Below are 23,999 nucleotides of genomic sequence, written 5' to 3' on the forward strand. Positions count from 1 at the left end.
CCTATTTCACGAGTTCCCGGGCAGCGGCGAAGACCGCAGGCGCGGCTTTCAGCTGTTGCGCGACCAACTGGCTGATCGCTTCGCCGGATGTCGGGTTGAGGGTGAGGTCGCCAAGCTTCGTGGCATCGGCGAGAAAATCGGCGTCCACGACCATCGCGGAATAGGCCTTGCGCAGCGCGTCGACGGTCTCTTTCGGCACGCCGGGCGGGGCGACGAGCGGATGGTGAATGTGGAGCGCCGATTCGATGAGATCGGCCGCCTGACGTGCCGTCGGGTCGGCGATGGTTGCCGAAATGCTCGGCGTCGCGCCGAAACCGCCCTGCCCGAAGGTGCCGATGATATTGATCGCGGCGCGATCATTCCTGAGCAGGGAGCTCGATACCCCGCACATGCCGGCGATCTCGCCGCGCTGCATGGCCAGTTCGATGTCGGCGGTGCCGTCGAAGCCGGTGACGATCTTGTATCTGGCCTTCATGCCATTCTTGGCCAGTGCGGCGAAGATGTAGGTGGTGCTGTTCTTGCCTGTCGCGCCGATCAGGAAATCCGCCTGCAGGAACTTTTCCATCGTGTCGATGCCGGATTGCTTGCTGGTCAGGCAATAGGCCGGGTCGTCGACCAGCGAACCGATCCACTGCAGGGCGAGCGGGTCGAAACTGGCATTCTCGGGATCAAGGATCGGGGCGTAGAACATCGCTTCGCTGACCGAGCCGATAACGCTGCCGTCGGCCGGTTCGCTGCCGACAAGCATCTTGGTGAGCTTGAGACTGCCGCCACCCGGCACATTCTGCACGATGATGCTGGGATTTCCGGGCAGAAACCGGCCGAGATGACGGGCAATCAGCCTGGATGTCTGGTCGTAGCCGCCGCCTGCGCCATACCCGACCTTGATGGTGATGGTCTTGAATTCGACTGCCTGCGCCGGCGGGCAAGCTGCCCATGCGAGGCTGGCAACGGCAAAAAGAGCGAGCAATCGCCCAAAAATCCAACGCATCATCCAGGTCCCCAAACGATATGGCACTATAGCCGCGGCAAAAACGATGAGAAGCGGCCTTTTCGTCCACAATGCTGTCCGCTCGGCCGCTTCCGCCCCTATAAGGGGTCGATTTGGCGCATAGTGGACGCCATGCGCAGAATGCTTGCGCCCGATGCCGCCTGTTCTTATATACGCGCCAGCCCTGCGGCGGCGGAACACCGGTCGCCAAACGGGATTTCTTGTGAACAGGGGCTTTCGTCGGAACGCCTTACGGGTCCTGAGAGCCTGCTTAGCGGAGAGACTAGAAAAATGGCAAAAGTAATCGGTATCGATCTCGGCACCACCAACTCCTGCATCGCCATCATGGATGGCAAGGAACCCAAGGTGATTGAGAATGCGGAAGGCGCGCGCACGACGCCTTCCATCGTCGCCATCAGTGGCGACGGCGAACGTCTCGTCGGCCAGCCGGCCAAGCGCCAGGCGGTCACCAATCCAGAAAACACCATCTTCGCGGTCAAGCGCCTGATCGGCCGCCGCTATGACGATCCGGTGACGGAGAAGGACAAGAAGCTTGTCCCCTACAAGATCGTCAAGGGCGACAATGGCGATGCCTGGGTCGAGGCCGGCGGCAAGAAGCAGTCGCCCAGCCAGATCTCGGCCATGATCCTGCAGAAGATGAAGGAAACGGCGGAAGCCTATCTCGGCGAGAAGGTCGAGAAGGCGGTCATCACCGTTCCGGCCTATTTCAACGACGCCCAGCGCCAGGCCACCAAGGATGCCGGCAAGATCGCAGGCCTCGAAGTGCTGCGCATCATCAACGAGCCGACGGCAGCCGCGCTCGCCTACGGCCTCGACAAGAAGGATGGCAAGACCATTGCCGTCTATGACCTTGGCGGCGGCACGTTCGACATTTCGGTGCTCGAAATCGGCGACGGCGTTTTCGAGGTCAAGTCGACCAATGGCGACACCTTCCTCGGCGGCGAGGATTTCGACATGCGCCTGGTCGAGTACCTGGCGGCCGAGTTCAAGAAGGAACAGGGCATCGACCTGAAGAACGACAAGCTCGCTTTGCAGCGCCTCAAGGAGGCGGCTGAAAAGGCCAAGATCGAGCTGTCGTCGACGACGCAGACCGAAATCAATCTGCCCTTCATCACCGCCGACGCGACCGGCCCGAAGCACCTGACGCTGAAGCTGACGCGCGCCAAGTTCGAGCAGCTGGTTGACGACCTCGTCCAGCGGACCATCGACCCCTGCAAGGCGGCGCTCAAGGATGCCGGCCTGAAGGCTGGCGAGATCGACGAGGTGGTCCTGGTCGGCGGCATGACCCGCATGCCCAAGATCCAGGAAATCGTGAAGCAGTTCTTCGGCAAGGAGCCGCACAAGGGCGTCAACCCGGATGAGGTCGTCGCTCTCGGCGCCGCCATCCAGGCCGGCGTGCTGCAGGGCGACGTCAAGGACGTGCTGCTTCTCGACGTGACGCCACTTTCGCTCGGCATCGAGACGCTGGGCGGCGTGTTCACCCGCCTGATCGAGCGCAACACCACGATCCCGACCAAGAAGAGCCAGGTGTTCTCGACCGCCGAGGACAGCCAGTCGGCCGTGACCATCCGCGTCTTCCAGGGCGAGCGCGAAATGGCCGCCGACAACAAGGCGCTCGGCCAGTTCGACCTGGTCGGCATTCCGCCGGCCCCGCGCGGCGTGCCGCAGATCGAGGTCACCTTCGACATCGACGCCAACGGCATCGTCAACGTCTCGGCCAAGGACAAGGGCACCGGCAAGGAGCACCAGATCCGCATCCAGGCTTCGGGTGGTCTTTCGGACGCCGACATCGAGAAGATGGTCAAGGACGCCGAGGCCAATGCCGACGCCGACAAGAAGCGTCGCGCCGTGGTCGAGGCCCGCAACCAGGCCGAGGCGCTGGTGCATTCCTCGGAGAAGTCGCTGAAGGAGTATGGCGACAAGGTTTCGGAAACCGAGCGCACGGCGATATCGGATGCGATCGCGGCGCTGAAGGCTGCTGCCGAAGGCGATGACGCCGCCGACATCGAGGCCAAGTCGCAGGCGCTTGCCGAAGCTTCGATGAAGCTCGGCCAGGCCATGTACGAGGCCTCGCAGAAGGAAGCAGCGGAAGCCGACGCCAAGGCGGACGCCGCCAAGGATAGCGACGTGGTCGACGCCGATTTCGAAGAAATCGACGAAGACGACGACAAGAAGAAGTCGGCCTGAACCGGTTGACGGCAAGATAAAGCTGAAAGCCCGGCGCAAAGCCGGGCTTTTTTGCAACCCTCGCTGAAAAAAGTGCGGGTCCTGCCGAAAAAGTCGCCGAAAAACACGAACAAGTCCGCGCCGGCCCCTAGCATCCGGGCAGCACCGCTCCTAAATCGAGGCAACGTGCCGGCAAACGACGCAACATGCATCAAGACGTTGAGCATCCGGACTGCGGGAAAAGATGAAAGCTGATTTCTACGAGACGCTGGGCGTACAAAAGGGCGCCGACGAGAAGGAGCTCAAGAGCGCTTTCCGCAAGCTCGCCATGCAGTTCCATCCCGACCGCAATCCAGGCGACCATGCCTGCGAGCACAAGTTCAAGGAAATCAACGAAGCCTACGAGACGCTGAAGGACCCGCAGAAGCGCGCGGCCTATGACCGTTTCGGTCATGCCGCCTTCGAACAGGGCATGAATGGCGGCGCGCACGGCTTCGGCGCCGGTGGTTTCGCCGACATTTTCGAAGACATATTCGGCGACATGATGGGCGGGCGGCAGCGCCGTTCGTCGGGCGGTCGCGAGCGCGGCGCCGATCTGCGCTACAACATGGAAATTTCTCTTGAAGAGGCCTTTACCGGCAAGACCGCGCAGATCCGCGTGCCGGCCTCGATCTCATGCACGGAATGCTCCGGGACCGGCGCCAAGCCCGGTACCCAGCCGGTGACCTGCTCGATGTGCCATGGCCACGGCAAGGTCCGCGCCACGCAAGGCTTCTTCTCGATCGAGCGCACCTGCCCGCAATGCCAGGGCCGCGGCCAGACTATCAAGGACCCGTGCCCGAAATGCGCCGGCCAGGGCCGCGTCACCGAAGAACGCTCGCTGTCGGTCAACATCCCGGCCGGCATCGAGGACGGCACCCGGATCCGGCTTGCCAATGAGGGCGAGGCCGGCTTGCGCGGCGGCCCGTCAGGCGACCTCTATATTTTTCTGGCGGTCAAACCGCATGAATTCTTCCAGCGCGATGGCGCCGACCTCTACTGCAAGGTGCCGATCTCGATGACAACGGCCGCCCTTGGCGGCTCCTTCGAGGTGACCACGCTGGACGGCAGCCAGACCAAGGTGAAAGTGACCGAGGGCACCCAGAACGGCCGCCAGTTCCGCCTCAAGGGCAAGGGGATGCCGGTGCTGCGCCAGCCCAATGTCGGCGACCTCTATATCCAGACCGCGGTCGAGACGCCGCAGAACCTGTCGCGGCGCCAGCGCGAGCTGCTGGAAGAGTTCGAACAGCTGTCCTCAAAAGACAATTCGCCCCAGTCGAGCGGCTTTTTCGCCCGCATGAAGGACTTTTTCGAGTCATTCGGCGAGCGCTGATATTTTCCTGACGCAAGTCGTTATCCCGAAACCGCGGTCACTTTTGGGCCACTTGGTTCTTGACGACGCAAGTCGCTATCTCAAAACCGCTGCGCACTTTTGGGCGACTTGCGTTTGGCGCTTCCCGAACGTCATCAACATCTTATGCCAGATCGCGCCTTGCCTTGGACCTGTTAGCTGCTAAGTAGCGTGCAGGGGGTGGTTGAGGAGAACTTGCATGGCACGTGGTCCGGGATTGCGGAAAGCGCTGGCGGAAAAGTTCGACGACGAACTCAAATTCTTCAAAGGCTGGATCGACAAGCCGAAGACCGTCGGATCGATCGTGCCGACAAGTTCCATCACCGCCCGCAAGATGGCTTCCATCGTCAATCCGAAGTCCGGCCTGCCGGTGCTCGAGGTCGGCCCCGGCACAGGCGTCATCACCCGCCAAATTCTCGCCTTGGGCGTGAAGCCCGAAAACCTCTACGCGGTCGAATATTCCACCGATTTCGTGCGCCACCTGCGGCAGCTCTATCCCGGCGTCAACGTCATCGAGGGCGACGCCTTCAATCTCAACGCCACGCTTGGCGAGAAGAGCGGGATGGTGTTCGATTCCGTCGTCTCCGGCGTGCCGCTGCTCAATTTCCCGGTTGCCCAGCGCATCGCCTATATCGAAAGCCTGCTCGACCGCATCCCGGTGGGGCGGCCGATCGTACAGCTGACCTACGGGCCGCTGTCGCCGATCCCGCCCGGCCGCGGCAACTACACGGTCAAGCATTTCGATTTCATCATTCGCAACATCCCGCCAACGCAGCTGTGGATCTACCGACGCGAAGCGCATTGATTTGGGCTGCCACTGGCTGTACCTGTCCGGGTGCAAGGGTGGCCAATGGCAGTAGTCCCAAGAATCCTCGTCTTCGCCGGCTCGCTGCGCAGCGGCGCCTACAGCGGCAAGACCGCCGATGTGGCGCAGAAGGAACTGGCCATGCTGGGAGCCGAGGTGACCCGCATTTCGCTCGCCGACTATCCGCTGCCGATCCTCGACCAGGACCTGGAAAAGGAAAAGGGCGTTCCCGAGAACGCCGTGAAGCTCGGCCGGCTGATCGCCGCCCATGACGGGCTGCTGATCGCGACGCCCGAATATAACGGCTCCATCCCGCCGCTGGTCAAGAACACGATCGACTGGGTGAGCCGGGTGCGCGCGGATGGCGGCCGGTCGGTCAGGCCGCTTGCCGGCAAGGTCGCGGGCCTGTGCTCGTCTTCCAACGGACATTTCGCCGGGATACGCTGCATCAACCATCTGCGCTCCGTGCTGGTGCGCTGCCAGATGGAGGTGGTGACGCCGGAGTGCTCGGTGCCCGAAGGCGGCAATGCCTTCGACAGTGACGGTAATTTCCAAGACGAGAGACTGAACAAATCGATGGAGCACCTATGCCGCACGCTGATCGAAACGGCGCGTATGCTGTCGACCCGGATCGGGGCATGATCCGCGCGCAGGAGGCCAGGCGGGCCCAATCCATCCAGGAGCGGCTGATCGTCGGGCTCGACGTGCCGACGGTGAAGGAGGCCGAAGAGGCGGTGCGCGCGCTCGACGGCGTCGTCTCCTTCTACAAGATCGGCTATCAGCTGGCCTTCGCCGGCGGGCTCGACTTTGCCAGGGAACTGGCCAGCGGCGGGACCAAGATCTTTCTCGACATGAAGCTGCTCGACATCGACCACACGGTGGCCAAGGGTGTCGAGAACATCGTGCGCATGGGCATGACCATGCTCACCATCCACGCCTATCCCAAGGCGATGAAGGCAGCAGTGGAGGCCGCCAAGGGCAGCGATCTCTGCCTGCTGGCGGTCAGCGTGCTGACCTCGATGGACGAGCAGGATGTGATCGACGCCGGCTATGAATACGACCCGCACACGCTGGTGCTGAGGCGTGCCGAACAGGCGCTGCATGCCGGCATGGGCGGCGTCGTCTGCTCAGCCGAGGAGGCGGAAGCGGTGCGCCGCATCGTCGGACCCGACCTGGCGGTGGTGACGCCCGGCATCCGGCCCAAGGGCAGCGACCATGGCGACCAGAAGCGCGTGGTGACGCCCGGCCAGGCAATCCGCAACGGCTCCAGCCATCTCGTCGTCGGCCGGCCGATCGTCGCGGCGAGCGACAGGCGCGCGGCGGCGGAGGCCATACTGGAAGAGATGCGCTCGGCATAAAGCAATTCCAAGAAAAGTGTGTGGTTTTCCCGTCCGGGATTGCGTCAAAGAAAGAAGCGAGGAGAAAACAGATGCCCAAGGGATACTGGATCGCCCGCGTCGATGTGCGCGACGCCGAAGGCTACAAGGACTATGTCGCGGCGTCGAAGCTGGCCTTCGACCGCTTCGGCGCCAAATTCCTGGCGCGCGGCGGCGAGCATGAAAAGGCCGAAGGCCCCGGCCGCGCCCGCAACGTCATCATCGAATTCGAATCGCTTGGCGTGGCGCATGATTGCTACCACTCGCCGGAATACCAGCGCGCCGTCGCCATCCGCCAGAAAGTGGCCGACGGCGAAATCGTACTCGTCGAAGGGATCTGACGCGCGAAGACCAGAGGTGGAACAGAGACGATTAAGGCCAAGCCGATGACGGCGATCCAGGCGACCCTGTTCAACCGGTCTTGCCGACCAGCCGATTCGCCGCTGTCTCGGCCATCGCATCGGCCAGCGTCATGCCCCATTGCTGCCGACAATAGGCGCGGAAATCGAAGCAGGGCAGGCCGGGGCAGACCTCGAACTCGATGAGGTGGACGTGATCGTCGGCCTCGACCCTGAAATCGATGGAGAACACATCGCGCAGGCCAAGCCCGCTGACCAGCCGCTCGGTAATGCGGCGGATGGTTGCGGCGGCGCCGGGCTGGTTGTCGGCGACCGGCTCCAGCACCGGCTCGCTGTAGAGACCGGCCGCCTTGGCGGCCTCGCCGGTGTCGCCGTAAAGCGCCATCGAGTCGGCCATGGTCTGGAAATCGCCGCCGGAATCGACAAAGGAAATGCCAAGCGCCTCCGCTCCAATGTCCGGTTTAAGCCCGAGAAAACTGGCGCGCACATTTCGGCCGGCGACATAGGGCTGGACGACGACATCGTCACGGTAGGCCGCATAGACACGCCGACTAAGTTCCAGCGCATGGGGCAGGTCCTGGCAGTGCGAGTCCGGCCAGATGCCGACCTTGGAGCCGAGTCGGTTCGGCTTGACGAACCAGCCGGCGGCTGACGGCGGCGGCTCGGCCAGCCAGTGGCCATCGCGGGCGAGACCCGCCTGCGGCACCGGCAGGCCGAGCGCTCCGAGCACGGCACCGGAACGGAACTTGTCCTGGCAGAGCGCGAACAGCGCATCGTCGGCGCCGATGGTTCTGAGCCCGTTCAGCCTGGCGAGCGCGGGCGCCGCGGCACCACGGAAATAGGCAATGCCATCGGTCAGCGTCCACACCAGCGTGGTTTGCGGGTCGGCCTTCGCCAGCGCCGCTGCCGCATCGTCGAGCTCAACGGGCATGAAGGTGAGGCCGCGCCGTGCGCAAGCAGCGGCGAGGTCATCGAATTCCGGGGCGAGATCGGTCGATTGCGCCAAATAGGAAGAGATTTCGAGCGCACGTTCGGCCGGAAAGCCGTCGGCGACCAGCCGGTCGAGACAGGCCTTTTCCGGCTCGTGGACGAGGAACAAGGTCGGGCTTGGCATGGATCAGGACTTCCCGGTGACGCTTCCACCATCGCATGGCCAGCGCAATCAGCTTGCGCGAAACCGACCAGCGCCGGACGCCTGCGCGACAACCCGAGCCGTCAGGCGATCAGCACGCGCGGCTCGAAGCGGCCGTTGACGGGGATGTCGAGCAGAAAGGTCATGCCTGCCTGCGGATCGAGCTTGCGTTGCTTGTCGTCCTTGCCCTTCCAGGCCGAGGTCACCGCCAGCCGGTCAGCCTTGGCGCCGACAAAGGCCGGGCACGAGGACTGCCCCGCCGGCATCGCAATTTCACGCAGCAGCGTGCCGTCAGGCGCATAGGCCTTGACCGCCTTGCCGCCCCAGACGGCATTCCACAGCACGCCGTCGCGGTCGACGACCGAGCCGTCGACATAGCCCTTGGATGAACGGTGGTCGACGAACACTTTGGACTCGCCGGCAGGCAGGCCCGTCGCCGGATCGCAGGCGACGCGCATCAACAGGCCGGTCGCGGTGTCGGTGTAATAGGCGATCGTCCCATCTTCGGAAAAACAGATGGAGTTCGACACGGTGATGCCGGCGTAAAGCGTGCGCAGCTCGCCCTTGAAGAACCAGTAGATAGAGCCGGCGCCCTTCTCCTCACCCTTGCCCATGGTGCCGACCCAGAAGGCGCCGCAGGGATGAACGCGCGAATCGTTGGAGCGCGTCAGCGCGTTGTCGGCCTCGATCGGCGTATGCAATGTCAGCTTGCCGGTCGAGATATCGCGGACATGCAGGCCGGTCTCGGTGGCGATCAGCTGCCGCTCGTCGTCGATGATGGCGATGGCGCTGGCCATTTGGCCGAGCTCGTGGACTTTCAGCACGCCGGAAGCAACGCCCTGCTCCAACAACAGGCCGTTGACGATGTCGAACCAGAACAGCGTATCGGTGGCAGGATCGTAGCTCGGACCTTCGCCGAGTTCGCAGACATGGCTCGAGAAAACCGAAACGTTTTCCATCACGCCTCTCCGCCGAAGGCCGCATCCCAGGCCGTCACCGCCGCCCGGGCGCGCGTGGCCACCTCGTCAACGCTCATGCCCGGCTTGAAGAGGCTTGAGCCGAGGCCGAACGCGGTCACCCCGGCCGACTTGTAGCCGGCAAAGTCCTTGTCCGAAACGCCGCCGACGGCGCCTACCACGGTGTCGCTCGGCAGCACGGCGCGCGTCGCCGAAATGCCGCCGGCCCCAAGCACGCTTGCCGGGAAGAATTTCAGCGCCGAGGCGCCAAGCCGTATCGCCAGAAAAGCTTCGGTGGGCGTGAACACACCGGGCATCGTCACCATGCCATGGTGCATGGCGCGGGCCATGACCTCGGCATCGATGTTGGGGCTGACCAGCAGTCTGCCGCCGGCCTTTGCCAAGGCGTCGACATCGGCCGCCGTCAGCACCGTGCCGGCGCCGACCAGCGCCGTTTTGGGCAATGCCGCGACAATGCTGGCGATCGACACAAACGGCTCCGGCGAATTGAGCGGCACCTCGATGGCTTCGATGCCGGCATCGAACAGCGCCTGGCCGATGGAGACAGCCTCGCCAGGCTTCAGACCACGCAGAATGGCGACGAGACCACGCTTGAGCTTCGGGAAAGGTGCGGTCTGGGTCACGCGGTCACTCCACTCTGGTGGGTCATATTCATTTGGCGATCATGCCATTTTCGCGTGCCGCCTCGATGAGGCCGGCACGCACCGCCTCGTCGGCATCGACCGTCCTGACGGCAAGTCCCGCAAGGTCGAGCGCCTGCCGATAGAGAGCCGCAAGCGAACCGGAGGCGACCAGCACGATTGCGGTGGCGCTTTCGCCGTAACGGCGGCCGGCCGAGGCGATCTCGCCCCCGATCAGCAGCCCGGACAGGCAGGCGGCGGCATCGTCCGCCTTGAGGTCCTGCAGCAGGCCGGCGGCGCGGATCGAAAACAGCCGCGAGGTGACATCACCGCCCTCGGCCAGCGCCTCGCGGCACCAGTCCTGGAAGAACGGATTGTCCGCCGCGACCGGCTTCGGGTTCTCGCCCAGCGAGTGGCGCAGGATCGAATGTGCGGCCAGCACCGAAAACAGCTCGCCGGTCGGCCAGGTGCAGAAACCATCGACCGCGCCATCCTCGACCAGAACCCATTTCGAGTGGGTGCCGGGCATGCAGACGAGATGGCGTCCCTTAGCCGGCAAACCGGCGCCGGCAAGCTGCGTTTCCTCGCCGCGCATCACGTCCGGCGCGTCGGCCAGTCGCTGCGCAAGGCCGGGCACGATGCGGATGTCGCGGCTCTGGCCAGGGATGCGCGCGGCGCCCGCGAGGATGGCGCCGATGGGCGCCGGCACAGTGACGTAAGGCGCCTCCACCCAGCCCTGGCGCGAGCCGGCCATGCCGCAGATGATGACCGGCAGCCCCTGCGGCGCGCCCAGTGCCCCCAGGTGGCCCTCGAGGATGGTTGAAAAGCCCTTTTGCTGCGCGGTGATCAGGCCGTCATCACCGCGGCGTTCGGCAAGCACCCCACCGGCATCGTCGATCAGCCAGACCCGCATGCGGGTCGTGCCCCAGTCGACGGCGGCGACGGCCGGCGCCTTGTTGGCCGGACTTTGGCTTGCCGGGCTCACAGGAACCCCCCATCAACGATCAGCATTTGCGCCGTCAGCATACGTGAGGCATCCGAGGCCAGGAACAGCACGGTGCCGACAATATCGTCGGGCTGCATGACCTGCTTGATGCACTGCTTGGCGACATGGGCGGCAAGGCCCTGTTCGGTGACCCAGAGTTCCTTCTGCCGTTCGGTGATCACCCAGCCCGGCGCAATCGCGTTCACGCGGATGCCGTCGACGCCGAGCTTGCCGGCAAGCCCCTTGGTCAGACCGAGTATGCCGGCCTTGGCGGTGGTGTAGGCCGGCATATCGGGGTGGTTGATGAGATAGGAGGTCGAGGTGAAGTTGATGATCGAGCCGCCGCCGGCCCGCTTCATGCCCGGCGCCACCGCCTGGGCAGTGAAGAAATGCGGTCGCAGATTGACGGCGAGGTTGTTGTCCCAGAACTCAACGGTGACGTCAGCGACATCGTGGCGTTCGTCCCAGGCGGCATTGTTGACCAGCACGGTGATGTCGCCATGCGCCTCAGCCGCCTTGGCAGCGGAGGCACGCAGCGCCTCGACATCGCGCAGATCGGTCCTGAGGTAGAGCGGCCGCCGGCCAAGTTCCTGTTCGACGCGGTCGGCAAGCATCGCGCTTGGGCCATCGGCGATGTCGATGAAGGCGACATTGGCGCCCTGGCGAACGAAACCCTCGGTCAATGCCGCACCAATTCCGGAACCGCCGCCGGTGATCAGCACCGAGGCGCCCCTGAGGTCGGCAAAATCCGCCGATGGCATCATATCTTTTTTCTCCGACCACAACCGGCGCGCATCCTAGCCAGAGAAGTTCGGCGGGCAAGGGTGAAACGTCGGGTCTGCGGGCTTATGTCAGACAAAACGACAAGGCGCCACACTGCGCTGTCATCCCCGGATTGGAGATTGCGGCAGACCGCCGCTCAGATCGCCTTGGCGTAGAGGGCGCCGCGATAGGAATCGCGGAGATAGCCGAGCGTGGCGTCGGCATCGACCGGCTTGCCGAAGAGATAGCCTTGCCCGCCGGCGCAACCGAACTGGACGAGGCGGTCGGCCTGGGCCTCCTCCTCGATGCCCTCGGCGACGACATCCATGCCGAGCCCTTCGCACATTGCGAGAATGGCGCGGATGATGTGTTCCGACGGACGGTCGTCAAGGATGGAAGACACGAAGGCGCGGTCGATCTTGAGCTTGTCGAAATGGAATTCGCGCAGGCGGCCGAGCGAGGACTGACCGGTGCCGAAATCGTCGAGCGAGACGCGGATGCCGACACGGCGCAGATCCTCGACGATCTTCTCGGCCGATGCCGGATCGTTCATCAGGCCGGTTTCGGTGATCTCGATCTCCAGCCGGCGCGGATCGAAGCCGGTGCGGTCGAGGATCGACAGTATGTGCAGGCCGGTGTTCTGGTCGACGAGCTGCGAGGGCGACAGGTTGAAGGACAGGAACAGGTCCTTCGGCCAGCTGCGCGCCGCTTCGGTCGCCTTGCGCAGCACCAGCTGCGACAGCGGACCGATGATGCCGCGCTCTTCGGCGATGGGAATGAACACGGTCGGCGGGACGACGCCGAGGTCGCGATCGGTCCAGCGCGCCAGCGTCTCGAAGCCGATGGTACGGCGGGTGTTCAAATCGACGATGGGCTGGAAATGCGGCTCGACCTCGCCGGCCGAGACGGCACGGCGCAGCGCCTGTTCGATGCGGGTGACGCGCTTGGCCGCCTCTTCCATCTCGCGTGTGTAGACGACGACGCGGCCGCGGCCCGAACGCTTGGCGTGGTAGAGGGCTGTTTCGGCCTTGTGGACGAGGATTTCCGTGGTTTCGTCGCCGGAATAGAACAACGAGCAGCCGACCGAGGCCGAGAGCCTGGCGGTGCGTTCGCCGACATCGTAGGGCGCCGAAAGGATTTCGATCATCATGCGCGCCTTCTCGGCCGCGGCTTCCTCCGAGAACACCATCGGATAGAGGAAGGCGAATTCGTCGGCGCCGATGCGGCAGACCGTGGAATGGCTGTCCATCGAGGCGCGCAGCCGCATGGCCACCTGGATCAATATGTCGTCGCCGGCCTTGTGGCCGAACAGATCGTTGATCGGCTTGAAGCCGTCGAGGTCGAGAATGCCGACGGTGAAAGGCGCGGGATCGTCGGCGCGGTCGCTGATCAGGCGGTCGACCTTGTCGAAGAAGCGGCGATGGTTGCCAAGCCCGGTCAGCGTGTCGGTGAACGCCAGATCCGTGTTTTCCCTGCTTGCCTGCCCGGTGCCAAACGTCGTTTGCATCGGTATCCCTGTTTTTGACGTCCGAAATTTGCGCTGAGACTGGCAGCAAAGCGTTTAGGAACCGTATCGCGAAATCGATTTTTCGCTGGCGAATGATGCTTTAGCGGACGCGGTAGAGTTCGACCGGGTTTCCGCGCGTTTCGGCGATGGGTTCGAGCCAGTCCGGCACGCTGTCGCGCACCAGCCCGGCGAGGAAGCCTTGCGGTGCCTTGGCGGTGAGCATCTTGGTTTCCGCGCTGCCGCGGCAGAGCGCAACCAGGCCGACATCGTGCTCCGCCACGATTGTCTTCGCCTGGTCCGCCGATCCGAGAAAAGCATCGAGCGCAAGCAAGTAGCCGGCGATGTTGCGATGATAGGGACCGGAAAACGCGCGGTGTCCGGAATAGGCCAGGATGGGCGAGCCAAGATTGGAAATGGCGAGCACCGTGGTGTCCGGCAGCCTGGATAAGGCGTCGAAGGAAGCCTTGCGCTCGCAAGGCGCATCGGCGTCGGCGTCCTTGGCCGCAGCGGTGACCTTGGCCTCCAAGGCTGCCGAGGTCGCGGCGGCGGCGGCGGTCCAGACGACATTCACCGACACCAGCCAGGCTGCGGCCATGCGCAGCGACACGCTGCGCGAGGGGGTGATTCTCGCCCGCTCGCGCCAGGTTGCGATCCAGGCCGACAGCGGGATGACGGCAAAGGCGATCGAGAAGGTCGAACCGCGGACCTGCCAGGCGCTGACGATGAAGGCGGCGACCAGCAAGGCGCCAACGAGGCTGTCCTGGCGGCGCCATGACCCGCGCAGGCGAAGCGCCATCAGCACGAGCGCCACCAGCGGCGTGGCGTATCGCGCCGCCACCGAGGCCGGCTCGTTGCCCATGAGGTTAAACATCGACTGCGCTTCGTCGATGTGGTCGAGCAGGAACTCCTTGAAACGCGGATCAACGTTCGCATAGGGCGCGGCCAGGCATTGCGGGAACAGCGCAACGACAACGCCGCCGAGCCCCAGCGCAAGAAGACCGAGCGAAATCAGGCGACGGCTGACGGTGCCGCTGGATGCTTTGAACGAGGTGATGGCAGCAAGGCCCAGTCCAGCGATCGCCGCCACCACGAATTGCACGGTGGAGAAGGCATCGCATTGCGCCTGCCCCCAGGCCGATGGCGGGATGGTGGTGACGAAGACGAGCGCTGAAACCCCGGCGAATCCGAGACCGAAATCCCTGGCGATCCCTGCCTCGCCCCCCGGGTTGACGACAAACAGCAAGGAGATGCACACGCCGATGGTGGCGACATAGGGCACGGTTTCCATGCCGACGGCGAGCGTCAGCGCCGCGCATAGGCCCGAAAACAACGCCGCCCAACGGCGCGCCGGCGCCTCGAGCAACAGGCTGAGGCTGGCCATGGTCAGCGTCAGCTGGACATTGTGATGATCGAGCGCACCCGGCGAAAAGATGCCAATGAAATGCAGCGCCGCCCCACCAACGACGATCGCCGGCAGTAGGGCGCCCGGGCCAGCGAAACCGCGGGCCGCGCGGGCGGTGAAGAACACGGCCAGGAAGAACAGCAGCGCCGGCCACAGCACCTGCGCGATGGCCTCGGCCATGGCCATACTGCCGGTCAGCGCGTGAGCGGCAAGGACGATGGCGGCGAGCGGCGCATCGACCAGCCGCGACCAGTGCATCACGAAGCCGCCTTCAAGCCCCATCCTGTACTGATGCAGATCGAACCAGCCCTGTCCGGCCAGCAAGTCGCGAACCTCGACCAGACGCAGCAGACTGTCATTGTCGCCGCCGGCATTGGTCAGTTCGCGGAATCCGGTGCACGCGCTGACGACAACCGACAGCAGCGCGGCGATGAGCGCAAGCGCGAGGTCATTGCGCCATGATGGGCGGGCCTTGATGGGCATCACAGCATCGACAGAAGTCACGGGGCGCGGCCTTTGGTTGCTCTCTTTCGCAAGAGGAAACCTAGCGCCAACTCACTGCGCAAACCTTAAACCGCCCTTGTCAGAGGTTGCGAAACGCTTTGTTTGCCATTCACAGATACGTTCCCGGAACAAATATGAGTAGGCAACTCGGACCTGGATCCTGGCATGAGTGTTATGGCTGTCGAAAAGAAGATCCTGAACGCAGCCCATAATCGGGCAGTGTTTCAACGCCGCATCCGGGTCCTTTCCGAACATATCAGCGACATGCTGGGCGTCGACGGCACTGTTCTCGATCTCGGCTGCGGCGATGGCTCGCTCGCCAAGGCGGTGATGGACAGGAAACCCGGACTGACGTTTCGCGGGATCGATGTTTTTCTGCGACCGCAAACAGCCATCCCCGTAGAGATTTTCGACGGCACTACGATCCCGGCTGCTTCCGGGTCGTTCGACTGGGTGACCATAGTCGACGTCCTCCACCACACGGACGATCCCAGCCGACTTGTCGCTGAAGCCGCAAGGGTCGCCCGCAAAGGCGTTGTCATCAAGGACCATCTGCGTGATGGACCCTTCGCCTATAGCACACTCAGGTTCATGGACTGGGTGGGAAACAAGGGGCACGACGTGCGGCTGCCCTACAACTATCTGTCCAGACGGGAATGGGACGCGATTTTCGATCAGGTCGGGCTCAAAGCCCGGGCATGGCGCGAGAACCTGTCGCTGTATCCGTTTCCGGCGAACCTGCTGTTTGACAGGGGACTGCACTTCGTCGCATCGCTTCGGTAGAGCCGCGGCTGCGGCCGGGCGCCTTCACGCGGCTCTTTGATCGTCGCGAAACACCCAGACCGATGAAAGCACGTAGCTGGCTGCGCCGGCGGCGACCGTTATGATGGCTGACATCACCAGCGGTGAGGCGGAAAATATCGACACCGCGACATGGGCCGACAGACCGGCAAACACTGCGCAGACCAACTGCGTGACGAGATAGCGTGGCAACGCACGGCCATGGGCGTGCTGTCCCTCGAACGTCCAGCCGCGCTGTGCCGAATACGCCACCACGAACGCCAGCCCATAGGCGATGACGCTCCCGACAAATGGCGGCAAGCCGGCCGAAACCAGGGCCCACGACAGCACGAAGAACAGAAGCGCCGCGCCAATGCCGACCACGGCGAACCGGATAAGCCGTATGGCGGCGAATTTTCGCGCAAACCCGTTCATTCTTCCGCCGGCGCCAGGGCGTCATCCGATCGGCTGGGCTGGCCTGCTTTCAGTCGTTTTACCGGTATCTCCAGGACGCCGAGAAGAAACGCCGAGAAGAAGGCCTGGAACGAAATCACGATCAGGCTGAGGCCGAGCACGACGATGCGCGGGATTTCGGAATCGTTGAGCGGGCCAAAGCCTAGATGCGCCCAGCGCGCCACGGCGTAGCCGGAAAACAATACGCCGCCGGCAAAGCAGATGCCGGCATTGGCGGCGAGACGGTCGGTGCTGATGGTTTTGGCCAGCCAGCCGGACCGGCGGCTTGGCGGCAGGATGCCGGTGATCTCGGCATAGTAGCGTGAAATGGCGCCGAAGGTGAGGAGCTGGACGCCGGTGACGATCATGAAGCAGGCGGCGACGAAGGTGTTGAGGTCGAGCGACAGATTGTCGATCACGCGCAGCGGCCCGAACACCAGCAGCGCGGCAAATAGTGCGCCGACGCCGCACAATAGCGTGCCCGGGATGAAGAACATCCAGCGCGGATTGTAGACCAGCAGGAATTTCAGATGCCGCCAGCCGTCGCGCCAGGTCCGCAGGTGCGGCGGCCGGCTGCGGCCGTCGGGCTTCAGCGTGGTCGGCACTTCCTCGATGCGCAGGCCGGCAAGCGCGCCGCGCACCACCATCTCCGAGGCGAATTCCATGCCGGTGGTCTGCAGGTCGAGCTTGCGTATGCTCTCGGCATTGAAACCGCGCAAGCCGCAATGGAAATCCCCGGTCTTGATGCGGAAGAACAGCCGGCCGACAAAGCTCAGCACCGGGTTGCCGAGATAGCGGTGCAGCGGCGGCATGGCGCTGGGCTCGATGCCACCCTGGAAGCGGTTTCCCATGACCAGGTCGGCGCCGTCGCGCAGGCGGGCGACGAAGGCCTCGAGCGCGCCGAAATCATAGCTGTCGTCGGCATCGCCCATGATGATGAAACGGCCCTTGGCGGCGGCGATGCCGCCGAGCAGGGCGGCGCCATAACCCTTCTGCGCCACCGGCACGACGCGGGCGCCGATGGCGGTGGCGATGTCCTGCGAGCCGTCGCTGCTGCCATTGTCGGCGATCAGCACCTCGCCGGAGATTTTCGCCTTGTCGAGAAATGCCTTTGCCTTGCCGATGCAGACGGCCAGCGTCTCGGCCTCATTGAGGCACGGCATCAGGATGGTGAGTTCGAGCGCTTTGGCCGAGGCGGTGCGGATGGCGGTGACGGCGTTCATGGTCGTTGTTCCATCGAGGCGCGGCGTGGCGTGGCCGGGCGAAGCGGCACTTACCCTTGCACGGCAAGGCTTAAGAAAACGATGACGCGCTGCCTCGCCTTGTCTCCAAATGATCCGAACGGGACCGATCCGGCGGCGGGCTGATCCCTCTCAGAATGTCGCGATTGGCCGGATGTCGCCGCCGGGCGCATAAACCGCGCCACCTCGATCGTGTCAGCCTACGGAGAACCCGACGATGTTGCCGCTCTCACGTCCTGCAAGGATCGTATCTGACGCCAGACCGGCGCAAAGGGTGGCCGAAGGCAAAGTCGCGCCGCCTGCCGAATTCGGCATTGGTTTCCAGCTCTCCTGCCCGGCCCTCCTTGTTCAGGCTTCCACTTGCCTCTTGTCCAAGACCACGGCGCAGCCTCGGCTCGTCAAAATCTCTCGAATTTCCGCTCCACCTTGCGCGCGAACATCTCCCGCTTTTCGTTGGATATCCCCTCGACGGAATATCTCGTCATGTACAGATGCTTCACGTTGCCTCCACACATGGTCTTCAGGCCACGCAGCAGCACCTTCCTTCCAGGATTTTGCATATACATTTCCGTATACCACCAGAAGTGCCGGTCTGATGACGCCGCCGTCCGCCGGCACGTGATACGCGACACCGGGACGCCAAACGCGATCGAAATAGCCCTTCAGCATGGCGGGCATGCCCGACCACCATGTTGGAAAGCAGAACACGCACGCCTCGGCCCATTGCAAGGCTTCGATGTAGACCCGCAAATCCGTCGGTATTTTAGAAGGATCAAAGTGGCCACGCTCTTCTGGTTGCATCACCGGATTGAACTTCATTTCGTAGAGGTCGAAGTCGATGACCTCGTCGCCCCTGGCTTTGAGTGTCCGCACGACACGTTTGTGAAGCGATGCCTGGTAGCTGTCGGCGAGTGGATGTGCGTAGACGACATTGATTTTCATTCATGGCTCCCCCGGCGCAAGTATATATTAGCCAATACTCACGCAAAGGAAATTGGCTGAGAGTCGAACTGATGAGCGTCGGCACCTGCCGAGTCCGAAGGTCACCGACGATCCCTCCGCGATCAGCTGAGCCGCCCCGGCCGACTTGCCGCTGACGACACGCATTAAGCCTGAGCCAAGCAAGCGTGATTGGCAGACGGCGCCGAGTTCCGTATATCGCTCTCGTCGACGCATCGACCCGAACTCGCTCCAATCGCGCCGGAGACCGCCATGAAGCTGAAAATCGCCGTCCAGATGGACCATGTCTCCACCGTCTCGATCGCCGGCGACACGTCGTTTGCGCTGTCTCTGGAAGCACAGCGGCGCGGCCACCAATTGTTCCACTACACGCCCGACCGGCTGTCGATGCTGGGCGGCAAGGTGTTTGCCCGCATCGAGGAGATGAAGCTCCGCGACGAGAAGGGCAGCCATTACACGCTGGGCGACAAGGTGCGCACCGACCTGTCGGAAATGGACGTGATCCTGCTGCGCCAGGACCCGCCCTTCGACATGAACTACATCACCACCACGCACATTCTTGAACGCATCCACCCCAAGACGTTGGTGGTCAACGACCCGGCCTGGGTGCGCAACAGCCCGGAAAAGATCTTCGTCACCGAATTTCCCGACCTGATGCCGGAAACGCTGATCACCAAGGACCCCCAGGAGGTCGCCGCCTTCCGCAAGGAATTCGGCGACATCATCGTCAAGCCGCTCTACGGCAATGGCGGCGCCGGCATCTTCCATCTCAAGGAGGACGACCGCAACCTTGCCTCGCTGCTCGAAATGTTCGCCCAGCTGTCGCGCGAACCCTATATCGTCCAGCGTTATCTGACGGACGTGCGCAAGGGCGACAAGCGCATCATCCTGATCGACGGCGAGCCGGTCGGCGCCATCAACCGGGTGCCGGCCGACCACGATTCGCGCTCCAACATGCATGTCGGCGGCCGCGCCGAAAAAACCGAGCTGACGGAACGCGAGCGCGAGATCTGCGCCCGCATCGGGCCATCGCTGAAGGAACGTGGCTTCATCCTCGTCGGCATCGACGTCATCGGCGACTACATGACCGAGATCAACGTGACGTCGCCGACCGGTGTGCGCGAAGTGCAGCGCTTTGGTGGCGCGGATATCGCCAGCCTGTTCTGGGATGCGGTGGAGGAAAAGCGGCGGAAGTCGGGCGCGTAGTGTGCGTTGCTACGGAGGACTTTCCAGAGAAGCATCGAAAGATGCCCTTTATCGAGTAAGACTGCCGAGCAATCGGCTCATCACATCAAACTCTGTCCCGGAAGCGCCGAGGCCTCAGTTTCGGAGGAAGGAGACCGATAAGTCTGGTCTGCAATTTTCGCTGTGGTGTTGCCCAGTCTTTCAGCAGAAAACCCGCATCGGAGTTCTTTTCCAGCAATGCAAAAGCCGCAGACAGTCCAATCAGGTCGACCAAGGTCCTGCGCATTGAGTGGCGGGAGATTAAATGCTCCAGTCCCGGCGCCACTTCGCACCAACGATTGGCCAGTGCCCGCCGTATCGCTATTTCATTATCAGGCGACATCCTGCCGAGGCCTACTCCGGTACCCAGGACGCGCCCGTCCGCCCAGCCATTGCCGCCGTGAAGCCGATAACTGCCAAGAGCCCGCCCAATCCTCACGGTTCCGCCGATCATATGGGCGGCACGAGCCACATAACCATCGGCACATATCCTTATTTCGTCCGGATCAGATGGACGCATGATTTCAAGCGGAGCTCGACGAAACATCATCCCCGATGTGGTTGACCAAAACCAACCCACGGTACCCCGATCAATAAATAATAATGTTGGGTCAGCTTCGGTATCGACATGCAGGTAGCCGCTCATTTTCGGCATCGATCGCGGGTCATTCAGGTGGAATACGGGATGACCGCCCGCAAGCAGGTTGCCGGCCGTATCTATCAACACCTCATCGGAGCTTGACATCGCCGCGATACGGGTGTGGCTGAGATGCGCTCTCGCATGGCATTCTATGAAGTCAGGATGCCATGCATCGTCACCGTCAAGAAAGGAGATCAGAGGTCCGGCTGTCGCGTCAAGCCCGGTCATCATTGTTGCCAACTGCCCGCCATTTTGCAGTCGGGGCAGAAAGCGGAAACGACTGTCGCCAAGCTGGGACAGACACTCTTCAATCCTTCGGCGGGAACCGTCGGTCGAAAAATCATCGACCACCACGCACTCGAACGCAGTGTACGTCTGCGCCGCTACGGATCGGATCGCAGTGTCGATGAATGCCTCTTGATTGAAACAGCCTACGCAAACGGATACGGTTGGTAGTGCGATGTGAGAACCAGCCCCGCTTGGGACGATGTTTTCTTTCAAGAGGCGCGTCTCCGTACACCAGATTTGATCGCCTGAGATATTCCGTCGATCAAATGGCGATGTTTTCTTTGCCAAATTTCTCTCTGTCGAAGCGAGTTTTTCTCCCGCACTCAAGATCGCAATTGCCGCATGTTGACCCTACAGCACGGGTATCGCCCTCCTACCAAATTCGAGATTGTCAGAGCCATGCTGCGTCATGGCCACAACCTCAGAAAAGGGCACCCTTCCGCGAAGTCGCAACCTGCTCTTCAGGCAAGTTTGCTGTCGGACGATCCGTTCATATCCTATTCGGGAATGTCCGGTACGCCCCTCGGATTAGCAAGTCATATGCCTTTCCTTCCAGCCAGCCACCGCGCCTGGTTTCTCATCTCGCCAACTTGGTCCATCGAAAACAGTGCTAGCGTCAAAACCATCCGGACCTATGCCGTTCTGCATAGACTCAAGAACCCCCATCACTCGCTAATCTTCCTGTCCAACACTCAGGCCGAGGCTGATCTGTTGAACCAGTCCGGCGAGGCCGCCGTCCTGCACAACAAGACGTCAACAACCTCCGAACACATATTCAGGCCTCTCGATGACGTCCCTGTAGAATTTGATGCGATCTACAATGCGCAACTGGCTCCGTGGAAGCGCCATGACTTGTCGCTTGGCATCCAGCGTTGCGCATTTGTCTTTTATCGAGATTCAAGCGGGTCCTCTAGGATGGAGTCGGAAAGAGCAAGAATAAATCGGCACAGGGAGCTCGCGCCGCATCACGTCTTTATCAACGAGTTTGACGGCACCGGCAAGCCTGTCCGATTGGCACCGGCTCAGGTGAACACGCATCTAAATCGTGCAGCCGTGGGAATTTGTCTCTCTGAGGTGGAGGGACCAATGTTCGCCAGCACAGAATATCTTCTCGCGGGGCTTCCCGTGGTCACGACGCCGAACCATGGTGGCCGAGACCTTTATCTGGATGACGACTATTCGCGTACAGTTCCACCCGATCCTCGATCCATCGCGGAGGCTGTCTTAGCGCTGAAGGAGCAACGAATTCCCCGGGATTACATTCGTTCGCAAACTTTGAAACGAATTGAACGAGACCGCGGGCGGTTCATAGACCTTGTAAATGAGATTTTTCTGGAAAGCGGCTCTTTGCACCGGATCGCCATGCCTTGGCCTTTCCGATATCCTGTCATGGAGTGGCTTCCACCCCAAATCGCAATCGATCGATCCCTTTCAGGTGCGGTCGATGCCTTCGTCACCGCTTAGACGGCAACAGCCTCGGATTGCCGGAGGAACTCCGTCGCCCTCTACCGGGCACAACGCGGCTGCAACCAGCACGGCTGGCGCAGAGCCGCCAGACGATCGCTTCGTATGAAGGTTACGCGGAACGCTACGATGCGATCGTCGGGCATATCCCGCACTCTGGAGAAGCGGCACGAATGTCAGCTGTGGCCCATTCTACCCGTTTCGACGGAATTTGGGACCGTCGGTCTTCCACCAATCTCGGTCGTTGGCGGTCGCCAGTTGATTGAGTTTAGACCATGAAGAAGTCGTCCGCGGTGAGCAAGGTGCCGGGGTCGACGGCGGCGAACTGGACGGCCGCCGCGCCACCCACCCCGTCCACATCGAACAGCAGGTCGCCGGTCACGTCGTTGTAAAGGATGTGGTCGCTGTCATCGATGGCTTTGCTACCGACCGCGAAGGCCGAAGCGAAAAGCGGGCCGGCCTGCAGCCCGACAAATACGGAGCTGTCGAGCCGGATCACATCATCTTGCGCATTGAAGTCCTCGATCCAGTCGCGGTTCGCCAGTCCAAAGGTGTCGAACGCGAAGACATCCCTGCCCTCGCCGCCGGCCAACCGATCGCTGCCGGCACCGCCATTGAGGATGTCATCGCCAGCGCCGCCCCGTAGCTCGTCGGAACCGGCGCCGCCGTCGAGGTTGTCGTCGCCTTCATCGCCGCGGAGGCCGTCCGTGCCCGCACCGCCGCTTATGACGTCATTGCCGGCGCCGCCCTTCAGCCAATCCGTGCCTGCACCGCCGATCAGGGTGTCGGAACCAGGGCCGCCGAACAGCTGATCGTGGCCTGCGCCGCCGTCGAGTGTATCGTTGAATGCGGTTCCGGTGACGCGATCGCCGCCGTCCAGCGCGGCGACGAGCACGGCACTGTCGTTGCCTGCATAGCTCACAGTGTTGGTGGCGTCGTCCAGCGCGATGGACTCGTCCGGTGGCGTGACCGTGACCGTAATCGTCACCACATTGCTGTTGCCCTGGCCGTCCGTGGCGTAAACTTTAAAGCTGTCGGTGCCGACGAAGCCGGCCTCGGGCGTATAGTCGAACAGATTGCCGTTCAGAAAGTCGGCATGATGGTGCAGGCTGGCGCCCACGTGACCTTGGTGGAACGGATAGTAATTGCCGTCGAACCGCGTGCTCTGCTCAAGGGCGCCGTGGTCCGGCCCATCGACCACGACAAAGCTCAAGAGATCGTAGTCGGCATCCGCTGCGCTGAACTTGATGTCGTCGAGAGACTGCCCCTGCGAAACCGAGACATCCAGATCGGCGGCCGTTGGCGCATGATTGACGAAGGTGTCGGGCTGAAGCGCGCCGCCGTCCAGGATAATCTGGTGCTGGCCGTATTGGGTGTTTTCGCCGCCGAAATATTCGTTCGCCCCGATCCACGTCACGGTGATGGTGTCGGGGCTGTCGGCATTTACCGAGACGATCCGCGCAGACAGATAGGCCGCCTGGTCGGACAGGGTGCGGAGAAGATTGCCTTCATTGTCGAAGACCTGCGTTTCTACCGTTGTCCAGGTCTCGGTCCGGCCCTCATTGGTGAAACTGGTGATGGTGAAGAAGCCGTCGAAGACATCGACCGAAGCCACGTCGATGCCGCCGAACGGGAAATCCGGCTTTGCCCCTATCGGTCCGATCACGTCGCCATCGGTTTCCGTGATGCTGAAAAGCACCGCGTCGGGGCTCGGGTTGGGATTGTCGGGTTCTTCCCATACAGTGAGCACACTGCCATTGCTTAAGGTCGGCATCCTGTTGTCCTCGCTTTTGCGCTTGAACGCGCTGCGGATGTCCCCCGATCCCAACCATACCATAGTATGCGAGTCGGATCAGTGACACCAATCACGCCGCCTGTGTGGTTAACTCTGTCTCGGGGGGAGGCCGGCGTCGGCATCTATGGTGCCGGAAGCACGGCGGACCGTATGTTCC

General features: G+C 62.7%; 22 protein-coding genes. 9 read left to right on the plus strand and 13 right to left on the minus strand.

Going from position 1 to position 23,999, the window contains the following annotated elements; genetic code table 11:
* Position 1: 1 nt before the first annotated feature.
* Positions 2–994, minus strand: coding sequence for a Bug family tripartite tricarboxylate transporter substrate binding protein (locus ACWTU9_RS24430; RefSeq protein ID WP_455860524.1), 993 nt, complete (start codon positions 992–994; stop codon positions 2–4).
* 288 nt (positions 995–1,282) lie between these two features.
* Between ACWTU9_RS24430 and dnaK the strand changes: the two genes are divergently transcribed.
* The 6 genes from dnaK (at position 1,283) to ACWTU9_RS24460 (ending at position 7,090) form a co-directional block, all read left to right on the plus strand.
* Complete coding sequence (gene dnaK / locus ACWTU9_RS24435; protein ID WP_454575445.1) at positions 1,283–3,199, plus strand: molecular chaperone DnaK; 1,917 nt, start codon at positions 1,283–1,285, stop codon at positions 3,197–3,199.
* Between the two features lie 223 nt (positions 3,200–3,422).
* Complete coding sequence (dnaJ, locus tag ACWTU9_RS24440) at positions 3,423–4,550, plus strand: molecular chaperone DnaJ (RefSeq protein WP_454575446.1); 1,128 nt, start codon at positions 3,423–3,425, stop codon at positions 4,548–4,550.
* Positions 4,551–4,767: 217 nt separating this feature from the next.
* Positions 4,768–5,373 carry a phospholipid N-methyltransferase PmtA gene (pmtA, locus tag ACWTU9_RS24445; RefSeq protein ID WP_454575447.1) on the plus strand — a complete coding sequence of 202 codons (606 nt, stop codon included), beginning with the start codon at positions 4,768–4,770 and terminating at the stop codon, positions 5,371–5,373.
* 45 nt (positions 5,374–5,418) lie between these two features.
* On the plus strand, positions 5,419–6,015 hold the full coding sequence (locus ACWTU9_RS24450; RefSeq protein WP_455860525.1) for an NADPH-dependent FMN reductase: 597 nt from the start codon (positions 5,419–5,421) through the stop codon (positions 6,013–6,015).
* On the plus strand, positions 6,012–6,731 hold the full coding sequence (gene pyrF, locus ACWTU9_RS24455) for an orotidine-5'-phosphate decarboxylase (protein ID WP_455860526.1): 720 nt from the start codon (positions 6,012–6,014) through the stop codon (positions 6,729–6,731). The genes ACWTU9_RS24450 and pyrF overlap by 4 nt, the downstream gene beginning before the upstream one ends.
* 71 nt (positions 6,732–6,802) lie before the next feature.
* The gene (locus tag ACWTU9_RS24460) at positions 6,803–7,090 is read left to right on the plus strand and encodes a DUF1330 domain-containing protein (protein WP_455860527.1); all 288 of its coding nucleotides are present in this window, start codon (positions 6,803–6,805) and stop codon (positions 7,088–7,090) included.
* 70 nt (positions 7,091–7,160) lie between these two features.
* On the opposite strand, the gene ACWTU9_RS24465 is transcribed toward ACWTU9_RS24460, so the two are convergent.
* The 7 genes from ACWTU9_RS24465 to ACWTU9_RS24495 form a co-directional block, all read right to left on the minus strand.
* On the minus strand, positions 7,161–8,222 hold the full coding sequence (locus ACWTU9_RS24465; protein WP_455860528.1) for a D-alanine:D-lactate ligase-like protein: 1,062 nt from the start codon (positions 8,220–8,222) through the stop codon (positions 7,161–7,163).
* Between the two features lie 101 nt (positions 8,223–8,323).
* Entirely contained in the window at positions 8,324–9,199 is an 876-nt protein-coding gene (locus tag ACWTU9_RS24470) for an SMP-30/gluconolactonase/LRE family protein (RefSeq protein ID WP_455860529.1), read from the minus strand.
* On the minus strand, positions 9,199–9,840 hold the full coding sequence (locus ACWTU9_RS24475) for a 2-dehydro-3-deoxy-6-phosphogalactonate aldolase (protein WP_454589533.1): 642 nt from the start codon (positions 9,838–9,840) through the stop codon (positions 9,199–9,201). Before ACWTU9_RS24475 ends, ACWTU9_RS24470 begins: the two co-directional genes overlap by 1 nt.
* A gap of 28 nt (positions 9,841–9,868) precedes the next feature.
* Complete coding sequence (locus ACWTU9_RS24480) at positions 9,869–10,822, minus strand: 2-dehydro-3-deoxygalactonokinase (RefSeq protein ID WP_455860530.1); 954 nt, start codon at positions 10,820–10,822, stop codon at positions 9,869–9,871.
* A complete protein-coding gene (locus tag ACWTU9_RS24485) occupies positions 10,819–11,586 on the minus strand; it encodes an SDR family NAD(P)-dependent oxidoreductase (protein ID WP_454589531.1) in 768 nt (255 codons plus the stop codon). Before ACWTU9_RS24485 ends, ACWTU9_RS24480 begins: the two co-directional genes overlap by 4 nt.
* A 155-nt stretch (positions 11,587–11,741) precedes the next feature.
* The gene (locus tag ACWTU9_RS24490; RefSeq protein WP_455860531.1) at positions 11,742–13,091 is read right to left on the minus strand and encodes a putative bifunctional diguanylate cyclase/phosphodiesterase; all 1,350 of its coding nucleotides are present in this window, start codon (positions 13,089–13,091) and stop codon (positions 11,742–11,744) included.
* 100 nt (positions 13,092–13,191) lie between these two features.
* Entirely contained in the window at positions 13,192–14,976 is a 1,785-nt protein-coding gene (locus ACWTU9_RS24495; protein WP_455860532.1) for a GtrA family protein, read from the minus strand.
* A 195-nt stretch (positions 14,977–15,171) separates the two neighbouring features.
* Between ACWTU9_RS24495 and ACWTU9_RS24500 the strand changes: the two genes are divergently transcribed.
* Complete coding sequence (locus ACWTU9_RS24500) at positions 15,172–15,780, plus strand: class I SAM-dependent methyltransferase (protein ID WP_455860533.1); 609 nt, start codon at positions 15,172–15,174, stop codon at positions 15,778–15,780.
* Positions 15,781–15,804: 24 nt separating this feature from the next.
* Here ACWTU9_RS24500 and ACWTU9_RS24505 read toward each other — a convergent pair whose 3' ends face one another.
* The 3 genes from ACWTU9_RS24505 to ACWTU9_RS24515 all read right to left on the minus strand — a co-directional run bounded on the left by ACWTU9_RS24505 (position 15,805) and on the right by ACWTU9_RS24515 (position 18,413).
* Complete coding sequence (locus ACWTU9_RS24505) at positions 15,805–16,212, minus strand: GtrA family protein (protein ID WP_455860534.1); 408 nt, start codon at positions 16,210–16,212, stop codon at positions 15,805–15,807.
* On the minus strand, positions 16,209–17,453 hold the full coding sequence (locus ACWTU9_RS24510; protein ID WP_455860535.1) for a glycosyltransferase family 2 protein: 1,245 nt from the start codon (positions 17,451–17,453) through the stop codon (positions 16,209–16,211). Before ACWTU9_RS24510 ends, ACWTU9_RS24505 begins: the two co-directional genes overlap by 4 nt.
* A 366-nt stretch (positions 17,454–17,819) precedes the next feature.
* Positions 17,820–18,413, minus strand: a complete 594-nt coding sequence (locus ACWTU9_RS24515; RefSeq protein WP_455860536.1) for an NAD(P)H-dependent oxidoreductase — start codon at positions 18,411–18,413, stop codon at positions 17,820–17,822.
* Positions 18,414–18,683: 270 nt separating this feature from the next.
* Between ACWTU9_RS24515 and gshB the strand changes: the two genes are divergently transcribed.
* Entirely contained in the window at positions 18,684–19,637 is a 954-nt protein-coding gene (gshB, locus tag ACWTU9_RS24520) for a glutathione synthase (RefSeq protein WP_455860537.1), read from the plus strand.
* 85 nt (positions 19,638–19,722) lie between these two features.
* Here the strand turns inward: gshB and ACWTU9_RS24525 are convergent, their stop codons facing one another.
* Complete coding sequence (locus ACWTU9_RS24525; protein WP_454589523.1) at positions 19,723–20,796, minus strand: glycosyltransferase family 2 protein; 1,074 nt, start codon at positions 20,794–20,796, stop codon at positions 19,723–19,725.
* Between the two features lie 186 nt (positions 20,797–20,982).
* Here ACWTU9_RS24525 and ACWTU9_RS24530 point away from each other — a divergent pair, with 186 nt between their 5' ends.
* A complete protein-coding gene (locus ACWTU9_RS24530) occupies positions 20,983–22,047 on the plus strand; it encodes a glycosyltransferase (protein WP_455860538.1) in 1,065 nt (354 codons plus the stop codon).
* Positions 22,048–22,315: 268 nt separating this feature from the next.
* Here ACWTU9_RS24530 and ACWTU9_RS24535 read toward each other — a convergent pair whose 3' ends face one another.
* Positions 22,316–23,875: an Ig-like domain-containing protein gene (locus ACWTU9_RS24535; RefSeq protein ID WP_455860539.1), complete on the minus strand. Its 1,560-nt coding sequence runs from the start codon at positions 23,873–23,875 to the stop codon at positions 22,316–22,318.
* Positions 23,876–23,999 lie beyond the last annotated feature (124 nt).

The sequence above is a fragment of the Mesorhizobium sp. 128a genome, from assembly GCF_053848025.1.

What these genes read in the sequence shown, in the direction of transcription:
- ACWTU9_RS24430 (WP_455860524.1), bottom strand. Translation starts at nt 994, where the DNA reads ATGATGCGTTGGATTTTTGGGCGATTGCTCGCTCTTTTTGCCGTTGCC.
- dnaK (WP_454575445.1), top strand. Translation starts at nt 1,283, where the DNA reads ATGGCAAAAGTAATCGGTATCGATCTCGGCACCACCAACTCCTGCATC.
- dnaJ (WP_454575446.1), top strand. Translation starts at nt 3,423, where the DNA reads ATGAAAGCTGATTTCTACGAGACGCTGGGCGTACAAAAGGGCGCCGAC.
- pmtA (WP_454575447.1), top strand. Translation starts at nt 4,768, where the DNA reads ATGGCACGTGGTCCGGGATTGCGGAAAGCGCTGGCGGAAAAGTTCGAC.
- ACWTU9_RS24450 (WP_455860525.1), top strand. Translation starts at nt 5,419, where the DNA reads ATGGCAGTAGTCCCAAGAATCCTCGTCTTCGCCGGCTCGCTGCGCAGC.
- pyrF (WP_455860526.1), top strand. Translation starts at nt 6,012, where the DNA reads ATGATCCGCGCGCAGGAGGCCAGGCGGGCCCAATCCATCCAGGAGCGG.
- ACWTU9_RS24460 (WP_455860527.1), top strand. Translation starts at nt 6,803, where the DNA reads ATGCCCAAGGGATACTGGATCGCCCGCGTCGATGTGCGCGACGCCGAA.
- ACWTU9_RS24465 (WP_455860528.1), bottom strand. Translation starts at nt 8,222, where the DNA reads ATGCCAAGCCCGACCTTGTTCCTCGTCCACGAGCCGGAAAAGGCCTGT.
- ACWTU9_RS24470 (WP_455860529.1), bottom strand. Translation starts at nt 9,199, where the DNA reads ATGGAAAACGTTTCGGTTTTCTCGAGCCATGTCTGCGAACTCGGCGAA.
- ACWTU9_RS24485 (WP_454589531.1), bottom strand. Translation starts at nt 11,586, where the DNA reads ATGATGCCATCGGCGGATTTTGCCGACCTCAGGGGCGCCTCGGTGCTG.
- ACWTU9_RS24490 (WP_455860531.1), bottom strand. Translation starts at nt 13,091, where the DNA reads ATGCAAACGACGTTTGGCACCGGGCAGGCAAGCAGGGAAAACACGGAT.
- ACWTU9_RS24495 (WP_455860532.1), bottom strand. Translation starts at nt 14,976, where the DNA reads ATGCCCATCAAGGCCCGCCCATCATGGCGCAATGACCTCGCGCTTGCG.
- ACWTU9_RS24500 (WP_455860533.1), top strand. Translation starts at nt 15,172, where the DNA reads ATGGCTGTCGAAAAGAAGATCCTGAACGCAGCCCATAATCGGGCAGTG.
- ACWTU9_RS24505 (WP_455860534.1), bottom strand. Translation starts at nt 16,212, where the DNA reads ATGAACGGGTTTGCGCGAAAATTCGCCGCCATACGGCTTATCCGGTTC.
- ACWTU9_RS24510 (WP_455860535.1), bottom strand. Translation starts at nt 17,453, where the DNA reads ATGAACGCCGTCACCGCCATCCGCACCGCCTCGGCCAAAGCGCTCGAA.
- ACWTU9_RS24515 (WP_455860536.1), bottom strand. Translation starts at nt 18,413, where the DNA reads ATGAAAATCAATGTCGTCTACGCACATCCACTCGCCGACAGCTACCAG.
- gshB (WP_455860537.1), top strand. Translation starts at nt 18,684, where the DNA reads ATGAAGCTGAAAATCGCCGTCCAGATGGACCATGTCTCCACCGTCTCG.
- ACWTU9_RS24530 (WP_455860538.1), top strand. Translation starts at nt 20,983, where the DNA reads ATGCTGCGTCATGGCCACAACCTCAGAAAAGGGCACCCTTCCGCGAAG.